This window comes from Thermoanaerobacter wiegelii Rt8.B1 (genome assembly GCF_000147695.2).
GTDB classification, from domain to species: Bacteria; Bacillota; Thermoanaerobacteria; order Thermoanaerobacterales; family Thermoanaerobacteraceae; genus Thermoanaerobacter; species Thermoanaerobacter ethanolicus.
Window position 1 is genome coordinate 1,016,443 of sequence record NC_015958.1, and the last position, 18,252, is coordinate 1,034,694.

Annotated in this window: 19 protein-coding genes and 1 pseudogene; 18 read left to right on the plus strand and 2 right to left on the minus strand. The window is 34.3% G+C overall.

Annotated features, from left to right (window positions below; all coding sequences use genetic code 11):
- Positions 1-3 precede the first annotated feature (3 nt).
- From THEWI_RS04845 to THEWI_RS04930, 18 genes and pseudogenes are all read left to right on the plus strand, one after another.
- On the plus strand, positions 4-1,749 hold the full coding sequence (locus THEWI_RS04845) for an NADH-dependent [FeFe] hydrogenase, group A6 (protein ID WP_014062655.1): 1,746 nt from the start codon (positions 4-6) through the stop codon (positions 1,747-1,749).
- A 144-nt stretch (positions 1,750-1,893) separates the two neighbouring features.
- On the plus strand, positions 1,894-2,142 hold the full coding sequence (locus THEWI_RS04850) for a DUF4321 domain-containing protein (RefSeq protein ID WP_004401665.1): 249 nt from the start codon (positions 1,894-1,896) through the stop codon (positions 2,140-2,142).
- 8 nt (positions 2,143-2,150) lie between these two features.
- On the plus strand, positions 2,151-2,726 hold the full coding sequence (locus tag THEWI_RS04855; RefSeq protein WP_003870977.1) for a nucleoside triphosphate pyrophosphatase: 576 nt from the start codon (positions 2,151-2,153) through the stop codon (positions 2,724-2,726).
- Positions 2,727-2,760: 34 nt separating this feature from the next.
- On the plus strand, positions 2,761-3,441 hold the full coding sequence (gene radC / locus THEWI_RS04860) for a RadC family protein (RefSeq protein ID WP_041589203.1): 681 nt from the start codon (positions 2,761-2,763) through the stop codon (positions 3,439-3,441).
- A gap of 21 nt (positions 3,442-3,462) precedes the next feature.
- Positions 3,463-4,482, plus strand: a complete 1,020-nt coding sequence (locus tag THEWI_RS04865; RefSeq protein WP_003870975.1) for a rod shape-determining protein — start codon at positions 3,463-3,465, stop codon at positions 4,480-4,482.
- Between the two features lie 14 nt (positions 4,483-4,496).
- Positions 4,497-5,330 carry a rod shape-determining protein MreC gene (gene mreC / locus THEWI_RS04870; RefSeq protein WP_004401661.1) on the plus strand — a complete coding sequence of 278 codons (834 nt, stop codon included), beginning with the start codon at positions 4,497-4,499 and terminating at the stop codon, positions 5,328-5,330.
- A gap of 6 nt (positions 5,331-5,336) precedes the next feature.
- A complete protein-coding gene (gene mreD / locus THEWI_RS04875; protein WP_014062657.1) occupies positions 5,337-5,855 on the plus strand; it encodes a rod shape-determining protein MreD in 519 nt (172 codons plus the stop codon).
- A pseudogene (locus tag THEWI_RS04880) lies at positions 5,852-8,151 on the plus strand (penicillin-binding protein 2). The gene mreD and the pseudogene THEWI_RS04880 overlap by 4 nt, the downstream one beginning before the upstream one ends.
- Before the next feature lie 103 nt (positions 8,152-8,254).
- Positions 8,255-8,899 carry a septum site-determining protein MinC gene (minC, locus tag THEWI_RS04885; protein WP_014062659.1) on the plus strand — a complete coding sequence of 215 codons (645 nt, stop codon included), beginning with the start codon at positions 8,255-8,257 and terminating at the stop codon, positions 8,897-8,899.
- Positions 8,900-8,939: 40 nt separating this feature from the next.
- Complete coding sequence (minD, locus tag THEWI_RS04890) at positions 8,940-9,734, plus strand: septum site-determining protein MinD (protein WP_014062660.1); 795 nt, start codon at positions 8,940-8,942, stop codon at positions 9,732-9,734.
- 21 nt (positions 9,735-9,755) lie between these two features.
- Positions 9,756-10,031 (plus strand): cell division topological specificity factor MinE, encoded by a 276-nt coding sequence (gene minE, locus THEWI_RS04895; RefSeq protein WP_003870969.1) that lies wholly within the window; start codon positions 9,756-9,758, stop codon positions 10,029-10,031.
- An 87-nt stretch (positions 10,032-10,118) separates the two neighbouring features.
- Positions 10,119-11,216 (plus strand): rod shape-determining protein RodA, encoded by a 1,098-nt coding sequence (gene rodA / locus THEWI_RS04900; RefSeq protein ID WP_014062661.1) that lies wholly within the window; start codon positions 10,119-10,121, stop codon positions 11,214-11,216.
- An 11-nt stretch (positions 11,217-11,227) separates the two neighbouring features.
- Positions 11,228-11,626, plus strand: a complete 399-nt coding sequence (locus THEWI_RS04905) for a methylglyoxal synthase (RefSeq protein WP_014062662.1) — start codon at positions 11,228-11,230, stop codon at positions 11,624-11,626.
- A 62-nt stretch (positions 11,627-11,688) separates the two neighbouring features.
- Complete coding sequence (locus tag THEWI_RS04910; RefSeq protein WP_014062663.1) at positions 11,689-12,438, plus strand: M23 family metallopeptidase; 750 nt, start codon at positions 11,689-11,691, stop codon at positions 12,436-12,438.
- Positions 12,435-13,289 carry a site-2 protease family protein gene (locus THEWI_RS04915; RefSeq protein WP_014062664.1) on the plus strand — a complete coding sequence of 285 codons (855 nt, stop codon included), beginning with the start codon at positions 12,435-12,437 and terminating at the stop codon, positions 13,287-13,289. The genes THEWI_RS04910 and THEWI_RS04915 overlap by 4 nt, the downstream gene beginning before the upstream one ends.
- A 16-nt stretch (positions 13,290-13,305) precedes the next feature.
- Positions 13,306-15,159 carry a TIGR03960 family B12-binding radical SAM protein gene (locus THEWI_RS04920; protein WP_003870964.1) on the plus strand — a complete coding sequence of 618 codons (1,854 nt, stop codon included), beginning with the start codon at positions 13,306-13,308 and terminating at the stop codon, positions 15,157-15,159.
- Positions 15,140-15,793 (plus strand): TIGR03936 family radical SAM-associated protein, encoded by a 654-nt coding sequence (locus THEWI_RS04925; protein ID WP_014062665.1) that lies wholly within the window; start codon positions 15,140-15,142, stop codon positions 15,791-15,793. Before THEWI_RS04920 ends, THEWI_RS04925 begins: the two co-directional genes overlap by 20 nt.
- 7 nt (positions 15,794-15,800) lie before the next feature.
- Entirely contained in the window at positions 15,801-17,234 is a 1,434-nt protein-coding gene (locus tag THEWI_RS04930; RefSeq protein WP_014062666.1) for an Rne/Rng family ribonuclease, read from the plus strand.
- 50 nt (positions 17,235-17,284) lie between these two features.
- Here the strand turns inward: THEWI_RS04930 and queF are convergent, their stop codons facing one another.
- Positions 17,285-17,686: a preQ(1) synthase gene (gene queF, locus THEWI_RS04935; RefSeq protein WP_014062667.1), complete on the minus strand. Its 402-nt coding sequence runs from the start codon at positions 17,684-17,686 to the stop codon at positions 17,285-17,287.
- A complete protein-coding gene (locus THEWI_RS04940) occupies positions 17,676-18,158 on the minus strand; it encodes a QueT transporter family protein (protein WP_003871515.1) in 483 nt (160 codons plus the stop codon). The genes queF and THEWI_RS04940 overlap by 11 nt, the downstream gene beginning before the upstream one ends.
- Positions 18,159-18,252 lie beyond the last annotated feature (94 nt).

An 18,252-nucleotide genomic window follows, 5' to 3' on the forward strand; every position in this document is an offset into this window, starting at 1 on the left:
AAGATGGACAAAGTTCGTGTTACGATAGACGGCATCACTGTAGAAGTTCCCTCCCATTACACGGTATTGGAAGCAGCAAAAGAAGCAGGCATAGATATTCCTACACTGTGTTACCTCAAGGAAATTAACCAAATTGGCGCTTGTCGTATATGTGTAGTTGAAATAGAAGGAGTTAGAAATTTACAAACCTCCTGCACTTATCCGGTATTTGATGGTATGAAAGTGTATACAAATACACCTAAAGTTAGAGAAGCGCGGAAATTAAATCTTGAGCTTATACTTTCAAATCATGATAGAAGTTGTTTGACTTGTATTAGAAATACTAACTGTGAGCTTCAATCATTGTCTAAAAAATTAGGAGTAGATGAAATAAGGTTTGAAGGAGAAAATATAAAGTATTCTATAGATGATGCTTCCCCTTCTGTTGTAAGGGACCCAAATAAGTGTGTGCTTTGTAGAAGATGCGTGGCAGTATGCTCACAAGTTCAAAACGTATTTGCTATTGGAATGGTAAATAGAGGATTTAAAACAATGGTAGCACCTTCTTTTGGCAGAAGTTTAAAAGATTCTCCTTGCATAAGTTGTGGCCAGTGTATCCAAGTGTGTCCTGTAGGAGCTATATATGAAAAAGACCATACAAGAAGAGTTTACGAGGCTTTAGCAGATGAGAAAAAATATGTGGTAGCTCAAACAGCCCCAGCTGTAAGAGTAGCATTAGGTGAAGAGTTTGGTATGCCTATAGGAAGTATTGTTACAGGAAAAATGGTAGCAGCTTTGAGAAGAATGGGTTTTGATGCGGTATTTGATACGGATTTTGCAGCAGATTTGACTATAATGGAGGAAGGTTCGGAACTTCTTGAAAGGCTTAAAAATGGCGGAAAACTTCCTATGATAACTTCCTGCAGCCCTGGTTGGATAGCTTTTTGTGAAAAATATTATCCAGAATTTATAGACAATCTTTCAACTTGTAAGTCTCCTCACATGATGATGGGGGCATTGGTAAAGAGTTATTATGCAGAAAAGAAAGGGCTTAATCCTGAGGATATATATGTAGTATCTATTATGCCATGTACAGCTAAAAAATTGGAGATTGAAAGACCAGAAATGCAGCATAAAGGCATAAAAGACGTGGACGCTGTTCTTACGACAAGAGAATTAGCGAGAATGATAAAAGAAATGGGCATTGACTTTGTAAATCTCAAAGATGAAGAATACGACGAACCTCTTGGAATGTCTACTGGTGCAGGAGTGATATTCGGAGCTACAGGTGGAGTTATGGAGGCAGCCTTAAGAACAGTTGCAGATATTGTAGAAGGGAAAGACTTAGACAAATTTGATTATGAAGAAGTTAGAGGTTTAGAAGGTGTAAGAGAGGCTACTATAAGAATAGATGGTATGGACATAAAAGTTGCCATAGCAAATGGAACAGGAAATGCGAAAAAACTTCTTGACAAAGTAAAAGCTGGCGAGGTAGAGTATCACTTCATAGAGGTAATGGGCTGCCCAGGAGGATGTATAATGGGAGGCGGTCAGCCAATTCACAATCCCAATGAAATGGAAAAAGTAAAAGAATTAAGAGCGAAGGCTATTTACGAAGCAGATAAAAACTTGCCTATCAGAAAATCTCACAAAAATCCTGCAATACAAAAACTTTATGAAGAATTTTTGGGCAGTCCTTTAAGCGAAAAGTCTCATCACTTGCTCCACACTCATTATTCCAAGAAGGAATTGTATCCTTTGGTAAAATAAAAAAATGGTAAAGCTTCCAATACTTTATTGGGAGCTTTACCATTTTTTTATTTTAAAGTTAGTTATAGAAATGTATATAATTTGTGATATAATAAAAAAGAATGGTAGTTTATGAGGACAATACAACTTAAGGAGTGAAAGAAATTGAGAAGAGGCAAAAGTCCTTGGACATTGGTATTTTTAATTGTCGTAGGACTAATTTTAGGAGGTTTTTTAGGGGACCTATTGGCACATTTTTTTAAAGAATTAGCTTATCAACAAATAATAGGTATGAACAATCCTCTTACTTTGGATCTGAATTTTATTAAATTTTCCTTTCTGTTATCTGTTAAGATAAACATAGGGACTGTAGTAGGATTAATTCTTGCAATATACGCTTATTACAAAATGTAGGTGATAAAATGAAAATTGTCCTCGCTTCTAAATCGCCAAGAAGAAGAGAGTTACTTTCAAATTTAGGACTCGACTTTGAAGTGATCGAAAGTAATGTAGAGGAGTTTTCAAATGAAAAGCATCCTTCAAGATATGTTATGGATTTATCTTTTAATAAAGCCATGTTGGTTGCTAAAAAATTAAAGGAAGAAGCTATAGTAATTGGTGCTGATACTATTGTAGTAATTGAAGATAAAGTTTTAGGAAAACCAAAGGATAGAGATGAAGCCTATATTATGCTTAAAAGCTTACAAGGAAGAGTCCATACAGTATATACAGGAATTACTATTGTTAGGACTAAAGATTTTAAATATGTAAGTGATTTTGAAGAGACAAAAGTTTGGATTAAAAAATTACAAGATGAGGAAATATTTAATTATATAGATACTGGCGAATGTTATGATAAAGCGGGAGCATATGCTATACAAGGATTTGGTGCTCTTATTGTTGAAAAGATTGTAGGAGATTATTTTAATGTGGTAGGTCTTCCAATTTCAAAACTTTTTGATATTTTAAAAAGAGAGTTTGATGTGAGGTTACTTTGAAAGGGTGAAAGTATTGGGCAAGGATGCGAAAATCATGATAAAAGACTTGCCTTATGAGGAAAGACCCAGAGAAAGACTTATAAAACATGGAGCTCAAGTATTGTCAAATGCCGAATTGATAGCTATAATAATAGGGACAGGAAGTAAAAGAGAAAGTGCGATTACTTTAGCGCAAAGGCTTATAATGGAAGATAGAGGGCTTAAATTCATTGTAGATTCAAGCGTAGAAAAGCTTGCCAGCATAAAAGGAATTGGTGTAGCTAAGGCAGTAAAGCTAAAAGCTGCAGTAGAATTAGGACGCAGAATGATGTTATCTACGGGAAGTGATAGTTTCACAATAACATCGCCAGAAGATGTCATAAATTTGATGATGGATGAAATGAGGTATTTGACGAAAGAGCATTTTAAAGTGATAATGCTTAATGTAAAGAATAAAGTTATTGCAATAGAGACTATATCTATAGGTAGTTTAAATACTTCCATTGTGCATCCAAGAGAAGTATTTAAGGCTGCAATTGAAAGGTCATCTTCCTCTATAATTCTTGTTCACAATCATCCCAGTGGAGACCCTACTCCTAGCAGAGAAGATATAGAAGTGACAAAAAGGCTGGTAGAAGGGGGAGATATACTGGGTATAAAAGTTTTAGATCATGTTATAATTGGGGATGGGAGAGGTATAAGTCTTAAAGAAAAGGGGTATTATGAGTTTGAATAAAATAGGAAGGAGTATACGCAGATGAGAGGATTTTCCAGAGATATTGGAATTGATTTAGGTACTGCCACAACTTTGGTATATGTACAAGGTAAGGGAATTGTTTTGAGAGAGCCATCCGTTGTGGCGATGAGGACAGATTCGAAGACAATTCTTGCAGTTGGAGAAGAAGCAAAAAAGATGGTAGGTAGAACTCCTGGAAACATAATCGCTATAAGGCCTATGAGAGATGGTGTAATAGCTGATTTTGATATAACTAAGGCTATGTTGGATCACTTTATAAGTAAAGTTAATCCAAGAAAAGGATTATTTAGGCCTAGAGTTATAGTTGGTATACCTTCAGGGGTTACGGAAGTAGAGAAAAGAGCAGTTATTGAAGCAGCTTTACAAGCAGGGGCGAAAGAAGCTCATACAGTAGAAGAGCCTATGGCTGCAGCAATTGGTGCAGGCCTTCCTGTTGAAGAACCAACTGGCAGTATGGTTGTAGACATAGGCGGTGGTACTACAGATGTGGCTGTAATTTCTCTTGGAGGAATTGTTACCAGCAAGTCTTTGAGAGTTGGCGGAGATGAAATGGATGAAGCCATAATCAATTATATAAAGAGAGAATATAACCTCATGATAGGAGAAAGGACTGCAGAAGAGATAAAGATACAAATTGGTTCAGCTTTTCCAAAGGATAAAGAAGAAACTATGGATATAAGGGGAAGGGATTTGGTGTCTGGGCTTCCAAAAACTTTAAAGATTACTTCAACTGAGATTTTGGAAGCTTTAAAAGATCCAATATCTAGTATAATTGAAGCTATAAAGATGACTCTTGAAAAGACTCCACCAGAGCTTGCAGCAGACATCATGGACAGAGGAATTATGTTAACAGGCGGTGGTGCTCTTTTGAGCGGCATAGACAAGCTCATAAGAGAGGAAACAGGAATGCCTGTACAAATAGCTGATCAGCCAACGGATTGTGTGGCACTTGGAGCAGGGAAAATTTTAGAGGAAAGTTCCCTCTTTAGGAGAGTTTTAAGTCCGGCAAGTAGAGCTTGAGAGGTGTTATTGGCGTGCCACGCTTTTTTAGAAATAATAAGCAATTTATTTTGTTTTTTTTGATAGCCGTGGCGCTTATTGCCGCCATGGCTTATACTTATGATACCGAAAGGTATGTTACTAAAGTAGAATCTATAGTTGGAACTGTTTTTACTCCCATTCAAAAAGTTTTCTATCAAATGGGAGAGGGAATTTCTAATTTGTTTTCTTCAATTAGTGAGATAGGTACTTTAAGGGCAACAAATGAAAAACTTCAAAAAGAAGTAGAAAAACTGAGAAAAGAAAATATTCAGTTACAGGAATTAATGAACGAAAATAAAAGGCTTAAAGAAGCTTTAAATTTTAAAACAGAAAATGTTGAACTAGATTTAAAACTTGCTACTATAACAGGAAAGAATTCAGGAAATTGGTTTAATACTTTTACTATTGATAAAGGCAAAAATGAGGGTATACAACCTGGCATGGCAGTTTTAGACGAGAGAGGCAATATGGTGGGACAGATTACTGAAGTAGGAGACAATTGGGCAAAGGTATTAGCCATTATAGATAGAGATAGTTCTGTAAGCGCTGTAGATGTACGAACTCGTGATAATGGTGTGGTAAGAGGAGATTCAAACGGTGGACTTATCATGATATATCTTCCCTTAGATGCCGAATTGATAGAAGGTGATGTAGTAACTACTTCTGGTATGAGTAGATTCCCAAAAGGTTTGATAATAGGAAAAGTATCAAAAGTTACTCGAGACCCAGGTTCTTTGCTAAAACAAGCCGTCATAGAACCAGCCGCTGATTTTGAAAGATTGGAGTATGTTTTTGTAGTTACTAATACAACAAATACAGGGAAGTAGAGTATTATGAGAAAAGTATACAAATATCTATTGATTGTTTTGTTAATTATTTTACAAACAACTTTATTCAGATTTATAGATATCTTTGGCGTCAAACCAGATGCAGCTTTTATTGTAGTACTAAGTTTTTCACTTTTAAATGGCTCTTGGGAAGCAATTTATTTAAGTCTTTTTGCCGGGCTTATTCAAGACATTCTTTTTAATAATGCTCTAGGGGTTACTACTTTTTCTTTGCTCATTGTCAGCTACATTACAGGGCTTTTAAGCAAAAGTGTTTTTAAAGAAAGTTCTTTTGTGGCTTTTGTGTTTGTCTTTTTAGGAACCCTTCTTTATAACCTTATAACGATGTTTTCAATGGTTTTGATGAAGTATGAGTTTAATTTCTTATCAGATTTTATGAATGTTGCGATGATACAGGCGGTTTATAATTCTGTAATTACTGCTTTTGCCTATAGATATTTAGTTTCCTTTAACAAATATGTTAATGAAAATAAAGTAAATTTTTTTAGAAAAAGCAAATTTTGAAGGTGATATCCTTGAATGAGAGCCTTAAAAAAAAGTTTTATACTTTTGGAGCTATTATCCTTGCCCTTCTTGTCGTTTTAGTTTCCCGCTTAATCTATTTACAGCTGATAAAGGGCGACTATTATAGAGAAATATCAATGCGCCAAGCAATTAGACGTATACCTATTGAGGCTCCTCGTGGAGAAATTGTTGATAGATATGGAGTAAAGTTAGCCACAAATAGACCAAGCTTTTCTGTAGATATTATAAAAGGAGAAGTAGTTGATAGTCACCTTAACGAGACTATATTAAAATTAATGGATATTTTGACAAAGAATAATGTAAAATATAAAGATGATTTGCCTATCTATTTAGATGAAAATGGAAATCCTTATTTCAATTTTAAAAATTCAGATGAAGTATCAGTAAAAGAAGAAACTTTAAAAACTCGAGAAAAAGCCTGGAAAAAAGCTAATAACATAAATGAAAATGCTACTGCTAAAGAGGCATGGGATATTTTGATAAAAAATTTAAAATACCTAAGGATATGGATCCAATAGAAGCGAGAAAAATAATGGTTGTGCGTCAATTAATGGAAGAACAAGGCTATAATCAATATCAGCCAGTAGAAATAGCTGTGGATGTCGATCAAAAAACAATTGCCGAGATTGAGGAAAAACATTTAGAATTGCCAGGAATTATGATAAATGTAAAACCTGTTAGATATTATCCTTATGAAACACTATTATCCCAAACTTTAGGATATATTGGTCGAATTACTCAAGACGATTTAAAAAACTTGGATATGAGTAAATACAAGCTTACAGATTTGGTTGGGCATTCTGGACTTGAAGCATTGTATGAAAAGTATTTAAGAGGAAAAGATGGTGGACAACAGGTTGTAGTAGATAATTATGGAAGATTAATAAAGAATTTAGGGACAGAACCTCCTGTACCAGGTGATACTATATTTTTAACCATTGACAAAAATATTCAAGAGGCGGCAGAACAATCTCTTATCACAACTATGCAAAATATAAGAGATGGGAAATATGGCGAGTCTTTTCCTGCTAATATTGGAGCAGCAGTGGTTGTAGATGTAGACACAGGAAAAGTTTTAGCATTAGCCAGTATCCCTGGTTATGATCCAAACATTTTTGCTACTGGCAATCCCCCTAAAGATGTAGTAAATGAACTTTTTAAATCAAGAGATGCTACAGCTGATCCAAGTCCTATTTTCAATTATGCAACTCAAGGAGCAGTACCTCCAGGATCTACCTTCAAGATGGCTGTTGCATTCGCAGCTTTAGACACTGGGGTCACAACAGTTGATGAAAAATATTTAGACCCAGGAATATATCCTTATACAGGACAGCGTAACTGGGCGTGGCCTCGGACACAAGGTTGGGTGAATGTTTCTGATGCAATTAAATATTCTACTGATACCTATTTTTATGAAATGGGAAGAAGAATGGGAATAGATAAAATAGTCGAATATGCCAAGAAATTTGCTTTAGACCAAAAAACAGGAATAGAGCTGTATGAAGCAAAAGGTGTTATTGCAAGTCCACAATATAAAAGAGAATATTATCTTGGGTTGATAAAATCAATGGTGAAAACAGATACAAATCCAGATGGAGTTATAACGGAAGAACAGTATCAAAAAATTGTAGAAATCATTGATAAAGGGAATTTGAGTGACTATAATACCTTTTTACAATTAGAAAAGATGGGTATAAAAGATACAAAGCTTCAAAGAAAATTATGGGAAATGATGTATTATGCAAAACATTGGAGCTTGACAGATACTTGTAGTGCGGCAATAGGACAAGGAGATAATCAGTTTACTCCTTTAGAAATTGCTAGTTATGTGTCTACATTAATAAATGGAGGAATTAGATATAAACTTCATTTAGTTGATAAAATTGTGTCCCCAGATGGAAAAATTGTTGAGGAAACAAAGCCAGAAGTTTTAGATAGAATTCATATTCCCAAGAAATACCTCGATGCTATAAAGTTAGGTATGAAAGGGGTAACTGAAAGAGGAGGTACTGCAAGCGGTGCTTTTCGCAATTTTCCTATTCCTGTAGGGGGCAAGACAGGTACTGCAGAAGTAGTTGGAAGGGCTAATTATGCTTGGTTTGTTGGCTTTGCTCCTTATGATGATCCTCAAATAGTTGTAGTTGCGGTTATATACCAAGGAGGACATGGTTCTTACGCAGGTTATGTAGCAAGAGATATTTTTGATGCTTATTTTGGATTGAGTAAGAATAATACAGGTGAAACCTTCAATGTGATAAATTTGCCTATAAGATGATTTGTGGGTGAGGATATTTTATCCTCTTTTTTTCTTTAACAAGAAGGAAAATTACGATTTGTGGAGAATATAGATAATAACGAGTGTTTTACGGAGGTAGATTATGATAAAAGAAGCAATAAAAATTCAAGGGACAAAAGAAGGGCTGGTAATTGTATTAGAAGAGGATGTAGATATTGAAACACTAAAAGAGAAAATAGTGAATAGAATTGAGAAATCTCTTAAATTTTTTGAGGGTGCAACTCTTACTGTGAGAGTAAAAAGTTTAAACGTCAAAGAAGAGAAATTACAAGAATTAAAAGACTTTATTTTTGATAAATACGGCATTGAGGTGCGGGTAAAAAATTTTCAAGAAAAACATATAAAAAATGTGACAGATGACGAAATATTTAATGGGTTAGAAGAGGGGATAACAAAATTTCATAAAGGTACTGTTAGGTCAGGACAGGTTGTGAAATACCATGGTAATCTTGTAATAATTGGGGATGTGAATCCTGGAGGATTAGTACAAGCTGCCGGTAATATAGTTGTTATGGGGACGTTGAGGGGAATAGCTCATGCGGGATTTACTGGCAATAAGGAGGCTGTAATTGTAGCTTCTTCCTTAAGAGCAATGCAGCTTAGAATAGCTAATGTTATCTCCAGGGCTCCAGATAAAGATGATGCCAGTGATTATCCCGAAATTGCAGTTGTTAAAAAAGGTAAAATTATTGTAAAACCTCTTTACCATCTCAATGATTTATGGTAAAATATTCTAAAAAATAATATTAATGGAATGGAGTGGTACGATGAGCGAAGCAATAGTTATAACTTCTGGAAAAGGTGGAGTTGGGAAAACTACTTCTACTGCAAATATTGGTACATACCTTGCTATGAAAGGTTATAAAGTTGCTTTAGTCGATACTGATATAGGTTTAAGAAATCTTGATGTAGTGATGGGATTGGAAAATAGAATTGTGTATGATATTGTTGATGTAGTAGAGGGGCAGTGCAGATTAAAGCAAGCTTTGATAAAGGACAAAAGGTTTGATGGGCTATATCTTTTACCTGCCGCTCAAACAAGAGATAAATCTGCTGTTACTCCAGAGCAAATGCAAAAATTAATAGGAGATTTGAAAAAGGAATTTGACTATATATTAGTAGATTGTCCTGCAGGTATTGAACAAGGATTTAGAAATGCAATTGCAGGTGCTGATAGAGCAATTGTCATAACTACTCCAGAAGTTTCAGCGGTTAGAGATGCTGATAGGATTATAGGACTTTTAGAGGCTGCGGAACTTCACAATCCTAAGTTAGTTATAAACAGGATTAAGATGGATATGGTCAAAAGAGGAGATATGATGGATATTGAAGATATTATAGATATTTTAGCTATTGACCTTTTAGGTGTCATTCCTGATGATGAAAATATAATTATTTCTTCCAATAAAGGTGAACCGATTGTTATGGATGAGAGGTCATTAGCAGGACAAGCCTATAGAAATTTGGTGGAAAGACTTTTAGGGAATAATGTGCCTTTAATTAACCTTGATATAGGAAATGGATTTATGGATAGACTCAAAAAGCTTTTTAAGCTGGCTTAGCGCTTTTAGGAGGTGTGATTTGTGGATTTATTTAAATCTTTTGGAGGAAAAAACAACAGTAAAGATATAGCAAAAGAGAGGTTACAACTTTTATTGGTCCATGATAGGGCGGACGTTTCTCCTAAATTTTTGGAAATGATAAAAGAAGACATATTAAACGTTATTTCTAATTACGTGGATATTGATGAAGCAGGATTAAATGTAGAAATTACAAAAGAAAAAAGAAGTGATAATACCTATATGCCTGCTCTTCATGCGAATATTCCTATAAAGAAAATGAAACAGGTGATAAGATAACTGGCCGTAGGCCAGCTTTTTTATATAGTGAAAATCTCTTTTATATGGTATAATACAAGTTGGATTGCTGAAAAAGAGGGGATTAAAGTGTTTGATAAAAAACTTTTAAAAAACTTTGACTGGGGACTTTTGATTGTTGTGCTTTTAATCTCTATATATAGCGTTATTGTAGTGACAAGTGCTTCTCATGTAATTCAGACGGGTTCCTACAAAAAAGTTATTGTTCAGTCTGCGGCAATTTTAATAGGACTTATTTCTATCGCTCTAATATGTCTTTTTGATTATAATATTCTTGCTAAGTTTTCTACTTTTATATATATTCTCAACCTTTTTGGTCTTGTACTAGTTTTAGCAACAGGAAAGGTAAGTAACGGTGCACAAAGCTGGATAAGTTTAGGACCTGTGGATATTCAACCTTCTGAATTTTCTAAGTTGGCATTAGTGCTAACTTTAGCAAATATGTTTAGCAAGACGGAAGAAATAAAGACTTTTAAAGAACTTTTGTGGCCAATGGTTTATGTAGGAATTCCCTTTATTGCAGTGATGTTGCAGCCGGATTTAGGGACAGGGCTTGTATTTATTGCAATTTTTTTAGCCATAGTATATATCTCGGGGATAAGGACAAAGGTATTGGGACAGCTTTTTGCTTTAGGAATTGCCCTGCTGCCTATTGGATACAAACTATTAAAACCTTACCAGAGAAATAGACTTTTATCCTTTTTAAATCCGGAACTGGACCCAATGGGAACGGGTTACCATGTGATACAGTCTAAAATTGCTATCGGTTCAGGGATGTTTTGGGGAAAGGGGCTTTTTCACGGAAGCCAAACTCAGCTCTATTATCTTCCCGAAGCCTGGACAGACTTTATTTTTTCTGTTGTAGGGGAAGAATTAGGTTTTATAGGAGCATCTATACTAATAGTTCTCTATGCTATTATGTTGTATAAAGCTTGGAAGATTGCTTATAATGCTAAGGACAAATATGGAATGCTGGTGGCAGTAGGAATTATTGCTATGTTTACATTTCACATCTTTGAAAATATAGGGATGACTATTGGGATAATGCCAATCACAGGTATTCCTCTTCCCTTTATGAGCTATGGTGGAAGTGCAATGGTGGCAGATTTAATGGCTATAGGACTTTTGGAAAATATAAGCATGAGAAGGCAAAAGATAAACTTTTAGGGGGAATTTCCATGAATATAGCTTTGATAGCCCATGATCAAAAAAAAGAACTTATGGTGAATTTCGCAATTGCTTATAAGCATATCTTTGAAAAGTGTAATATATATGCAACAGGCCATACAGGACAACTTATTAAGGAGGCGACAGGTCTAAATGTAAATTGCCTTTTACCTGGTCCTCTTGGGGGAGACCAACAGATTGGTGCAATGATTGCTGAAAATAAGATTGATATGGTGATTTTTTTAAGAGACCCACTTACGGCTCAATCCCATGAACCAGATATTTTGGCTTTGCTTAGAGTTTGTGATGTGCATTCTATTCCATTGGCGACTAATATCGCTACTGCAGAAGTTTTATTGAAGGGGATGGAGCAAGGGCTTTTAGAGTGGAGAGAAATAGCAGATAAATAAAATAACTTATCATAATAATGCCTCCTTCAAAATAAAATGTAACATAGAAGGAGGCATATATCATGAAATACCAACGAATTCCTTATTATTCTCCCCAAAAATTTAGCATTTACAAAAAGTATGCAGAGCTATTTGAAAATCAATTAATTATTTCATTAGTTTTATTAGGAATGATTTTGCTTTTTAAAGCAGTTGACGTGCCTATAGCTAACTCTTTTATAAATGCTACTAAAAGTGTGCTAAGTTATGATATGAATTACGAAAACACAAAGAAAGGGTTAAAATTAGTTCAAAGTAAGATTCCTTGGCTTAAAGAAAGTGTGATAAAAGTTTTTTCTCCCACTGAAGAAAAAACTTCAGAAAATAAAACTTCTTCTGATGTTTCTCAGGCTTCTATCAAAATGATTGCACCTGTTACTGGAAAGGTAACCTCTGGCTTTGGAATGAGGGTTGATCCTATTACAAACCAATTGACAAATCACACTGGTATTGATATAGATGCTCCTATTGGAACAGAAGTGAAGGCAGCATTAGATGGGGTAGTAATGTTAGTGGAGGAGCAAAACCAGGATTTTGGAAAAGTCATAGTTTTAAGGCATGCTAATGATGTAAGGACCGTCTATGCTCATTTATCAGAAATTTTAGTGAAAGAAAAAGACCAAGTAAAACAAGGGGATATAATTGGGAAGACAGGCGATACTGGGAAAGTCACTGCTCCTCACTTGCATTTTGAAGTTTGGGAAAATGGCAAGCCAGTAGACCCCTTGACAAAGGTTGTTATAGGGGATGCTGCCAGTGAAGGCGCAAAATGAAATTTAGAGGGATTGAAGTAAAAATACATTTTTCTACTTTTGTATTTGCATTACTTTTAATTGCAACGGGATTTATAAAAGAATTAATTGCTATTTTTGCTACAATTTTCGTTCACGAATGTGGACACATTTATATTGCCAAGAAACTAAAAGTAGAGGTGCTACAAGTCAATATCTATCCTTTTGGAGGAATTGCTCTTTTGGACAGCATAGTGTTTATAAGACCAGACTTAGAAGTGTTAGCTGCACTGGCAGGACCTATGTCCAATATTTTTTTTGCTTTTTTTGGAGAATTCATTTCACAAGTTTTACAAATAGACATGGATTATTTTATAAAAGCTAGTATTGCAATGGCTTTTTTTAATCTACTGCCAGGGCTTCCTTTGGATGGAGGACGGGTTTTAAAAAGTGTTTTGTCATATTTTATTAGCCTAAGAAGTGCTATTGCGACTGCTGTTTTTTCTTCCTATGCTATTTCTTTCGTTATGTTATATCTTCTTCTAAAAGGCATATTCAATTGGAAGCTAAATGTTGTTTATGCTTTTTTATCGGTGTTATTAGTAGTCGCCGCAAATAAAGAGAAAAAGGCATCAGCTTTTTTGCAAATGAGAGATCTTTTCAGGAAAAAAGCAGAGTTCTATAAAAAAGGATTGATGGGGGTACATCATATAGCAGTATTAGAAAAGGAGACAATTGCAAATGTTATAAAAAGTTTTATACCTGCTAAATACCATGTTATAATAATATTAGACGACAAATTTAGGGAAAAATATAGAATAACCGAGACTCAGCTTTTTGAATATGCGGTAGAACATGGATTGTATTTACCAATTGGTGAGATTATAAAATGACTATGGAGGAAGGAAGATGAATAACTTAAAGGATAAAATAGATGCTTTGCTTATGAAAGTAAGCAAACCTACAAGATACACAGGAGGAGAATTAAATTCTTCTATAAAAAATCCGGAGGAAGTCAAAGTAAGGTTTGCTTTTGCTTTTCCGGATGTATATGAAGTGGGAATGTCTCATTTGGGGCTTAGAATTTTATACCATCTTTTAAACAAAAGAGAAGACGTATATTGTGAAAGGGTTTTTGCGCCATGGTTGGATATGGAAAAACTCATGAGGGAAAATGACATTCCTCTTTTTAGTTTAGAGACAAAAACCCCATTAGATAAATTTGACTTTATAGGTTTTACTCTCCAGTATGAGTTAAGTTATACAAATGTAATAAATATGCTTAACTTAGCAGGTATTCCTATCCTATCAAGAGATAGGAAAGGGTTACCTTTTGTCATTGCTGGTGGACCCTGTGCTTATAACCCTGCTCCTTTATCTGACGTTATTGACTTTTTTGTAATGGGAGAAGGAGAAGAGGTCATAAATGAAATTATTGACGCTTATATAGATTGGAAGAAAAGAGGAGGAGAAAGAGAAGAATTTTTACAAATTGTTTCTCAAATCAAAGGAGTATATGTTCCTAAGTACTATATGGAAGTATACAATCAAGATGGAACAATAAAAGAGATAAGGACTATTAAAAAAGGAGTGCCCGAAAAGGTAAAGAAAAGAATAGTTAAAGATTTTGAAAATGTGTATCATCCTGAGGAGCAAATTGTTCCTTTTATGGACATAGTTCACGATAGAATAATGTTAGAAATTTTTAGAGGATGTACTCGTGGTTGTAGATTTTGTCAAGCTGGCATGATATATAGGCCAGTGAGGGAAAAATCAAAGGAAAAAATTTTAGATTTAGCGGACAAGCTTATAAAATCTACAGGGTATGAGGAAATATCTTTAACTTCTTTAAGTACTTGTGATTATTCTCAAATTGAAGACTTAGTCAAAAAACTGATTGATAAATATAAGGATAAAGGAGTTGGAGTTTCTATACCCTCTACACGAGTAGATGCTGTATCTATAAATTTGTTAAAAGAAATACAAAAAGTTAGAAAAACAGGTCTTACTTTAGCACCAGAAGCTGGCACACAAAGACTTAGAGACGTAATTAATAAAGGGATTACAGAGGAAGATATTTTAGAGGCGACAAAAGAGGCTTTTTCTGCAGGATGGACAAATGTCAAACTTTATTTTATGATTGGTCTTCCTACAGAGATGATGGAGGATGTAGAGGGAATAGTGGATTTGGCTTATAAAATAGTGGATAATTACAAAGAAGTAAAAGGGAATGTGAAGAATTTAAAAGTCACTATAAGCACTTCTACTTTTGTGCCTAAACCTTTTACACCTTTTCAGTGGACAGCTCAAGACAGCATTAAAGATATAATGGAAAAGCAAGACTTGCTAAAAAAGAAACTTAAGAGTAAAGTGTTAAAGTACAATTGGCACAATCCTTATATGAGTTTTTTAGAGGCTGTTATTTCAAGAGGAGATAGAAAAGTAGGAAAAGCTATAATAAAAGCCTGGGAAAAAGGATGCAAATTTGACGGATGGGAAGAATATCTTAATTATGACAAATGGGAAGAGGCTTTTAAGGAGGTAGGTGTAAATCCTCACTTTTATGCCAATAGAGAAAGAAGTTTAGAAGAAGTATTTCCATGGGATGTAATAGACGTTGGGGTAGATAAAAGATATTTGATTAGAGAATATAAAAAATCTCAAGAAGGAAGAATTACACCTGACTGCAGGCTCTATTGTACAGGTTGTGGAGTAAAGGACTTTGATGAGGGGGTAGTATGTTTTGAAGCGTCTAAGAAATAAATATACAAAAGATGAAAGAGTCAAATTTATTTCCCATTTAGATCTTTTGCGAGTATTTCAAAGGGCTTTGAGAAGAGCCGATATAAAAGTGGCTTTTTCACAAGGATTTAATCCCCATCCCAAAATTTCTTTTGGGCCTGCACTATTAGTAGGTGCGACGACAGAGGGGGATTACATGGATATAGATGTAGAAGAAGATATTTCTCCTGAGGAATTCAAAAAAAAGATGAACAAAGTGTTACCACCTGGTATTGAAATTGTGGAAAGTTATGAGGTAGAATTAAATGATGCGCTTTCTACAAAAATAAAAGGAGCAGAGTATATTTTGCAAGTCAATGTTAAAAAAAGTATTAAAGATATTCAAAATAAAATAGAAGAATTTATGAAAAGAGATATAATTGAGATAGAAAAAGAGAGTAAAAGTGGCAGAAAAATGGTAAATATAAGACCTTATGTTTTGGAATTAAAGGTAATTGAAGAGGCAGAAGATTATTTGAAATTTTATATAAAATTAAAATTAGGAGAGGGAGCTCCTAATCCATTGCATTTATTAAAAGCTTTGAATGATTACATTGGAGACTTGTTTGATATGGACTTTTATAAACTTCACAGAAAAAATATGATTTTAGAATAAGTACGGGGTGAAAATTTTGAAAAGACTTATATTGGACATTGATGAAAATTTGAGTCAAATTGCTTTATTAGAAAATGGGAAGCTAAAGGAGTACCATCCAGAGAAAAGAGATGGAAAAAATATTTTGGGAAATATTTATAAAGGTAAGATTCAAAATGTTTTAAAAGGTATGCAGGCGGCCTTTGTAGATATTGGAATTGGTAAGAACGCTTTTTTATTTTCTGACGATGTGCTTTTTCAACAAGAAAATTTACCCAAAAACATTACACAAGTTTTAAAACCAGGCCAACCAATAATGGTTCAAGTATCAAAAGAAGCAGTAGGCATGAAAAATCCCAGAGTGACCGCTAATATTTCTTTGCCGGGGAAATATGTCGTTTTAATGCCTAATGTCGACTACGTCGGAATTTCCCATAGGATTGAGGAAGAAGGGGAAAGGAAAAGGCTTCAGGAAATTGTGAAAGAATTAAAACCTGATGGTATGGGGATAATTGTCAGAACAGCTGCATTAGAGGCGACAGAACAGCAAATGCGGGAGGATTTAGACGAATTAATTCGCTTGTATGAGAAAATACAAAAAGATTTTCAAAATGCTCCCCTTCCTTCTTTGATATACAAAGAAGAGGATTTTGCAATTAAGTATTTGAGGGATTTGCTTTCTGATGAGGTAGATGAAATTGTGGTAAACGACAAAGAAGAGTATGAGAACATAAAAAGATATTTAAAAAATGTAGGAAAGGAAAATATTTCAGTTACTTATGAAGAAGGAGACTTAATGGGGATTTATGGAGCAGATTTTCAAGTTGAGAAATTGTTAGAAAAAAAGGTATGGTTAAAAAGTGGAGGTTTTGTAATAATAGACCAAACAGAAGCTCTTACTGTAATTGATGTAAACACAGGAAAGTACGTAGGAAAATCTTCTTTAGAGGAGACAATATACAAGACCAATCTTGAAGCAGCAGAAGAAATTGCCCTGCAGCTTAAGTTAAGAGATATTGGTGGAATAATTATTATTGACTTTATAGACATGAAAAATGAAAATTTTAGAAAGGATTTGCTGGAGTTTTTCAAAAAAGAACTCCAAAAAGACAGGACAAAATGCAGTGTATTAGGGTATACTCAATTAGGGCTTGTTGAGATGACAAGAAAAAGAGTGAGGTCGCAAGTAGGCTCATACCTTAAAGAAAAATGCCCTATATGTGAAGGGGAAGGGATGGTTTATTCAACTGAGTACATCTACAAAAGATTAAGGAATAATATAGAGAGAGTGTTGCGACATATAAAAGTGCGAAAAATCTACATAAAAGGGAATGATAAAGTTGTTAAAATCGCGGCAGAAAAGGAAATTGTAAAATTTTACAAAGAGAAATTTAATGTAGATCTCGAAGTTGTTGTTGACAATAACAAAAAATATGGCTATTTTGAGATAGAATTTGAATAAAGAATCAATATGAAAAAGCTGCCCAAGGAAATTTTTGGGCAGCTTTATATCTACTTTTCTTTTTCATATTTTGCCACAATTCGCGTGGCTATTCCACCTCTTTCTTGAAACTCACCTATTACTTCCATAAATTTTGGCTGTAGAAGTTCAACTAAGTCATCTAAAATTCTATTTATAGCATGTTCTTGCAGTATACCTACATTTCTATAGGAGGTGAGATAATACTTTAAAGATTTAAGTTCTACTAATTTTTTAGAAGGTATATATCTTATAGTAAGTTTTGCATTGTCAGGTAATCCTGTCCAAGGGCAAACAGAAAAAAATTCATTAGTGATATATTCCACAATAGTATTTTTTTCAGGGTATTCATATTCAATCGATTCTAAAACTTCTTTGTCAATCTTTTCATAACTGTAAGTGTCAAATCTTCTCTCTTTATATTTATCTGTCAAATTTCACAACTCCTTTCTTTTCAATTGTAAAAAGCAAAAAATATCCCGTTACCAAAAGTACAGTTTCAGCCAATCCTACGCTTAAGAAAGTTGGAATAAATGGTATATTGGCAGAGATATTTAAAGTGATTCCAACAGATGCTGCAATCCAAAGAGCTACGAATACAGCACCTACCAATTTGTGAGTAGCTCTTCCAATGTAGTATCCAATTGTACAACCGATTAAGTTTGAAAGAGGCATAAAAATTAGCTCCATTGTGCCAGCAAATGGGCTAAACAAATTTGCAAAAAAATTTCCTATCATCATGGAAATGGCATATTTTTTATTGAATACTACAATGGATTTTGTAATTTCCCCTACGCGAAACTGAAGGGGTAAAAATGAAATAGAAGAAAATATAACTGTGAGTACAAAATAAATTGCCGCGACCAGAGCAATTTCTGCTAGATCTTTTATTCTTTTTTTGGACACAAAATTACCTCCTTTGTTTTGTTAACTGGGGTTACTGCGACCCAGGTGAGCATTTTGCTCACTATAATCAATTTTAACACAACTACTGGAGTAG

Coding starts and splice junctions, on each gene's coding strand:
- radC (WP_041589203.1), top strand. CDS start 2,761: ATGATAAAAGACTTGCCTTATGAGGAAAGACCCAGAGAAAGACTTATA.
- THEWI_RS04855 (WP_003870977.1), top strand. CDS start 2,151: ATGAAAATTGTCCTCGCTTCTAAATCGCCAAGAAGAAGAGAGTTACTT.
- THEWI_RS04865 (WP_003870975.1), top strand. CDS start 3,463: ATGAGAGGATTTTCCAGAGATATTGGAATTGATTTAGGTACTGCCACA.
- THEWI_RS04845 (WP_014062655.1), top strand. CDS start 4: ATGGACAAAGTTCGTGTTACGATAGACGGCATCACTGTAGAAGTTCCC.
- THEWI_RS04920 (WP_003870964.1), top strand. CDS start 13,306: ATGAATAACTTAAAGGATAAAATAGATGCTTTGCTTATGAAAGTAAGC.
- mreD (WP_014062657.1), top strand. CDS start 5,337: ATGAGAAAAGTATACAAATATCTATTGATTGTTTTGTTAATTATTTTA.
- THEWI_RS04905 (WP_014062662.1), top strand. CDS start 11,228: ATGAATATAGCTTTGATAGCCCATGATCAAAAAAAAGAACTTATGGTG.
- minD (WP_014062660.1), top strand. CDS start 8,940: ATGAGCGAAGCAATAGTTATAACTTCTGGAAAAGGTGGAGTTGGGAAA.
- THEWI_RS04915 (WP_014062664.1), top strand. CDS start 12,435: ATGAAATTTAGAGGGATTGAAGTAAAAATACATTTTTCTACTTTTGTA.
- THEWI_RS04910 (WP_014062663.1), top strand. CDS start 11,689: ATGAAATACCAACGAATTCCTTATTATTCTCCCCAAAAATTTAGCATT.
- minC (WP_014062659.1), top strand. CDS start 8,255: ATGATAAAAGAAGCAATAAAAATTCAAGGGACAAAAGAAGGGCTGGTA.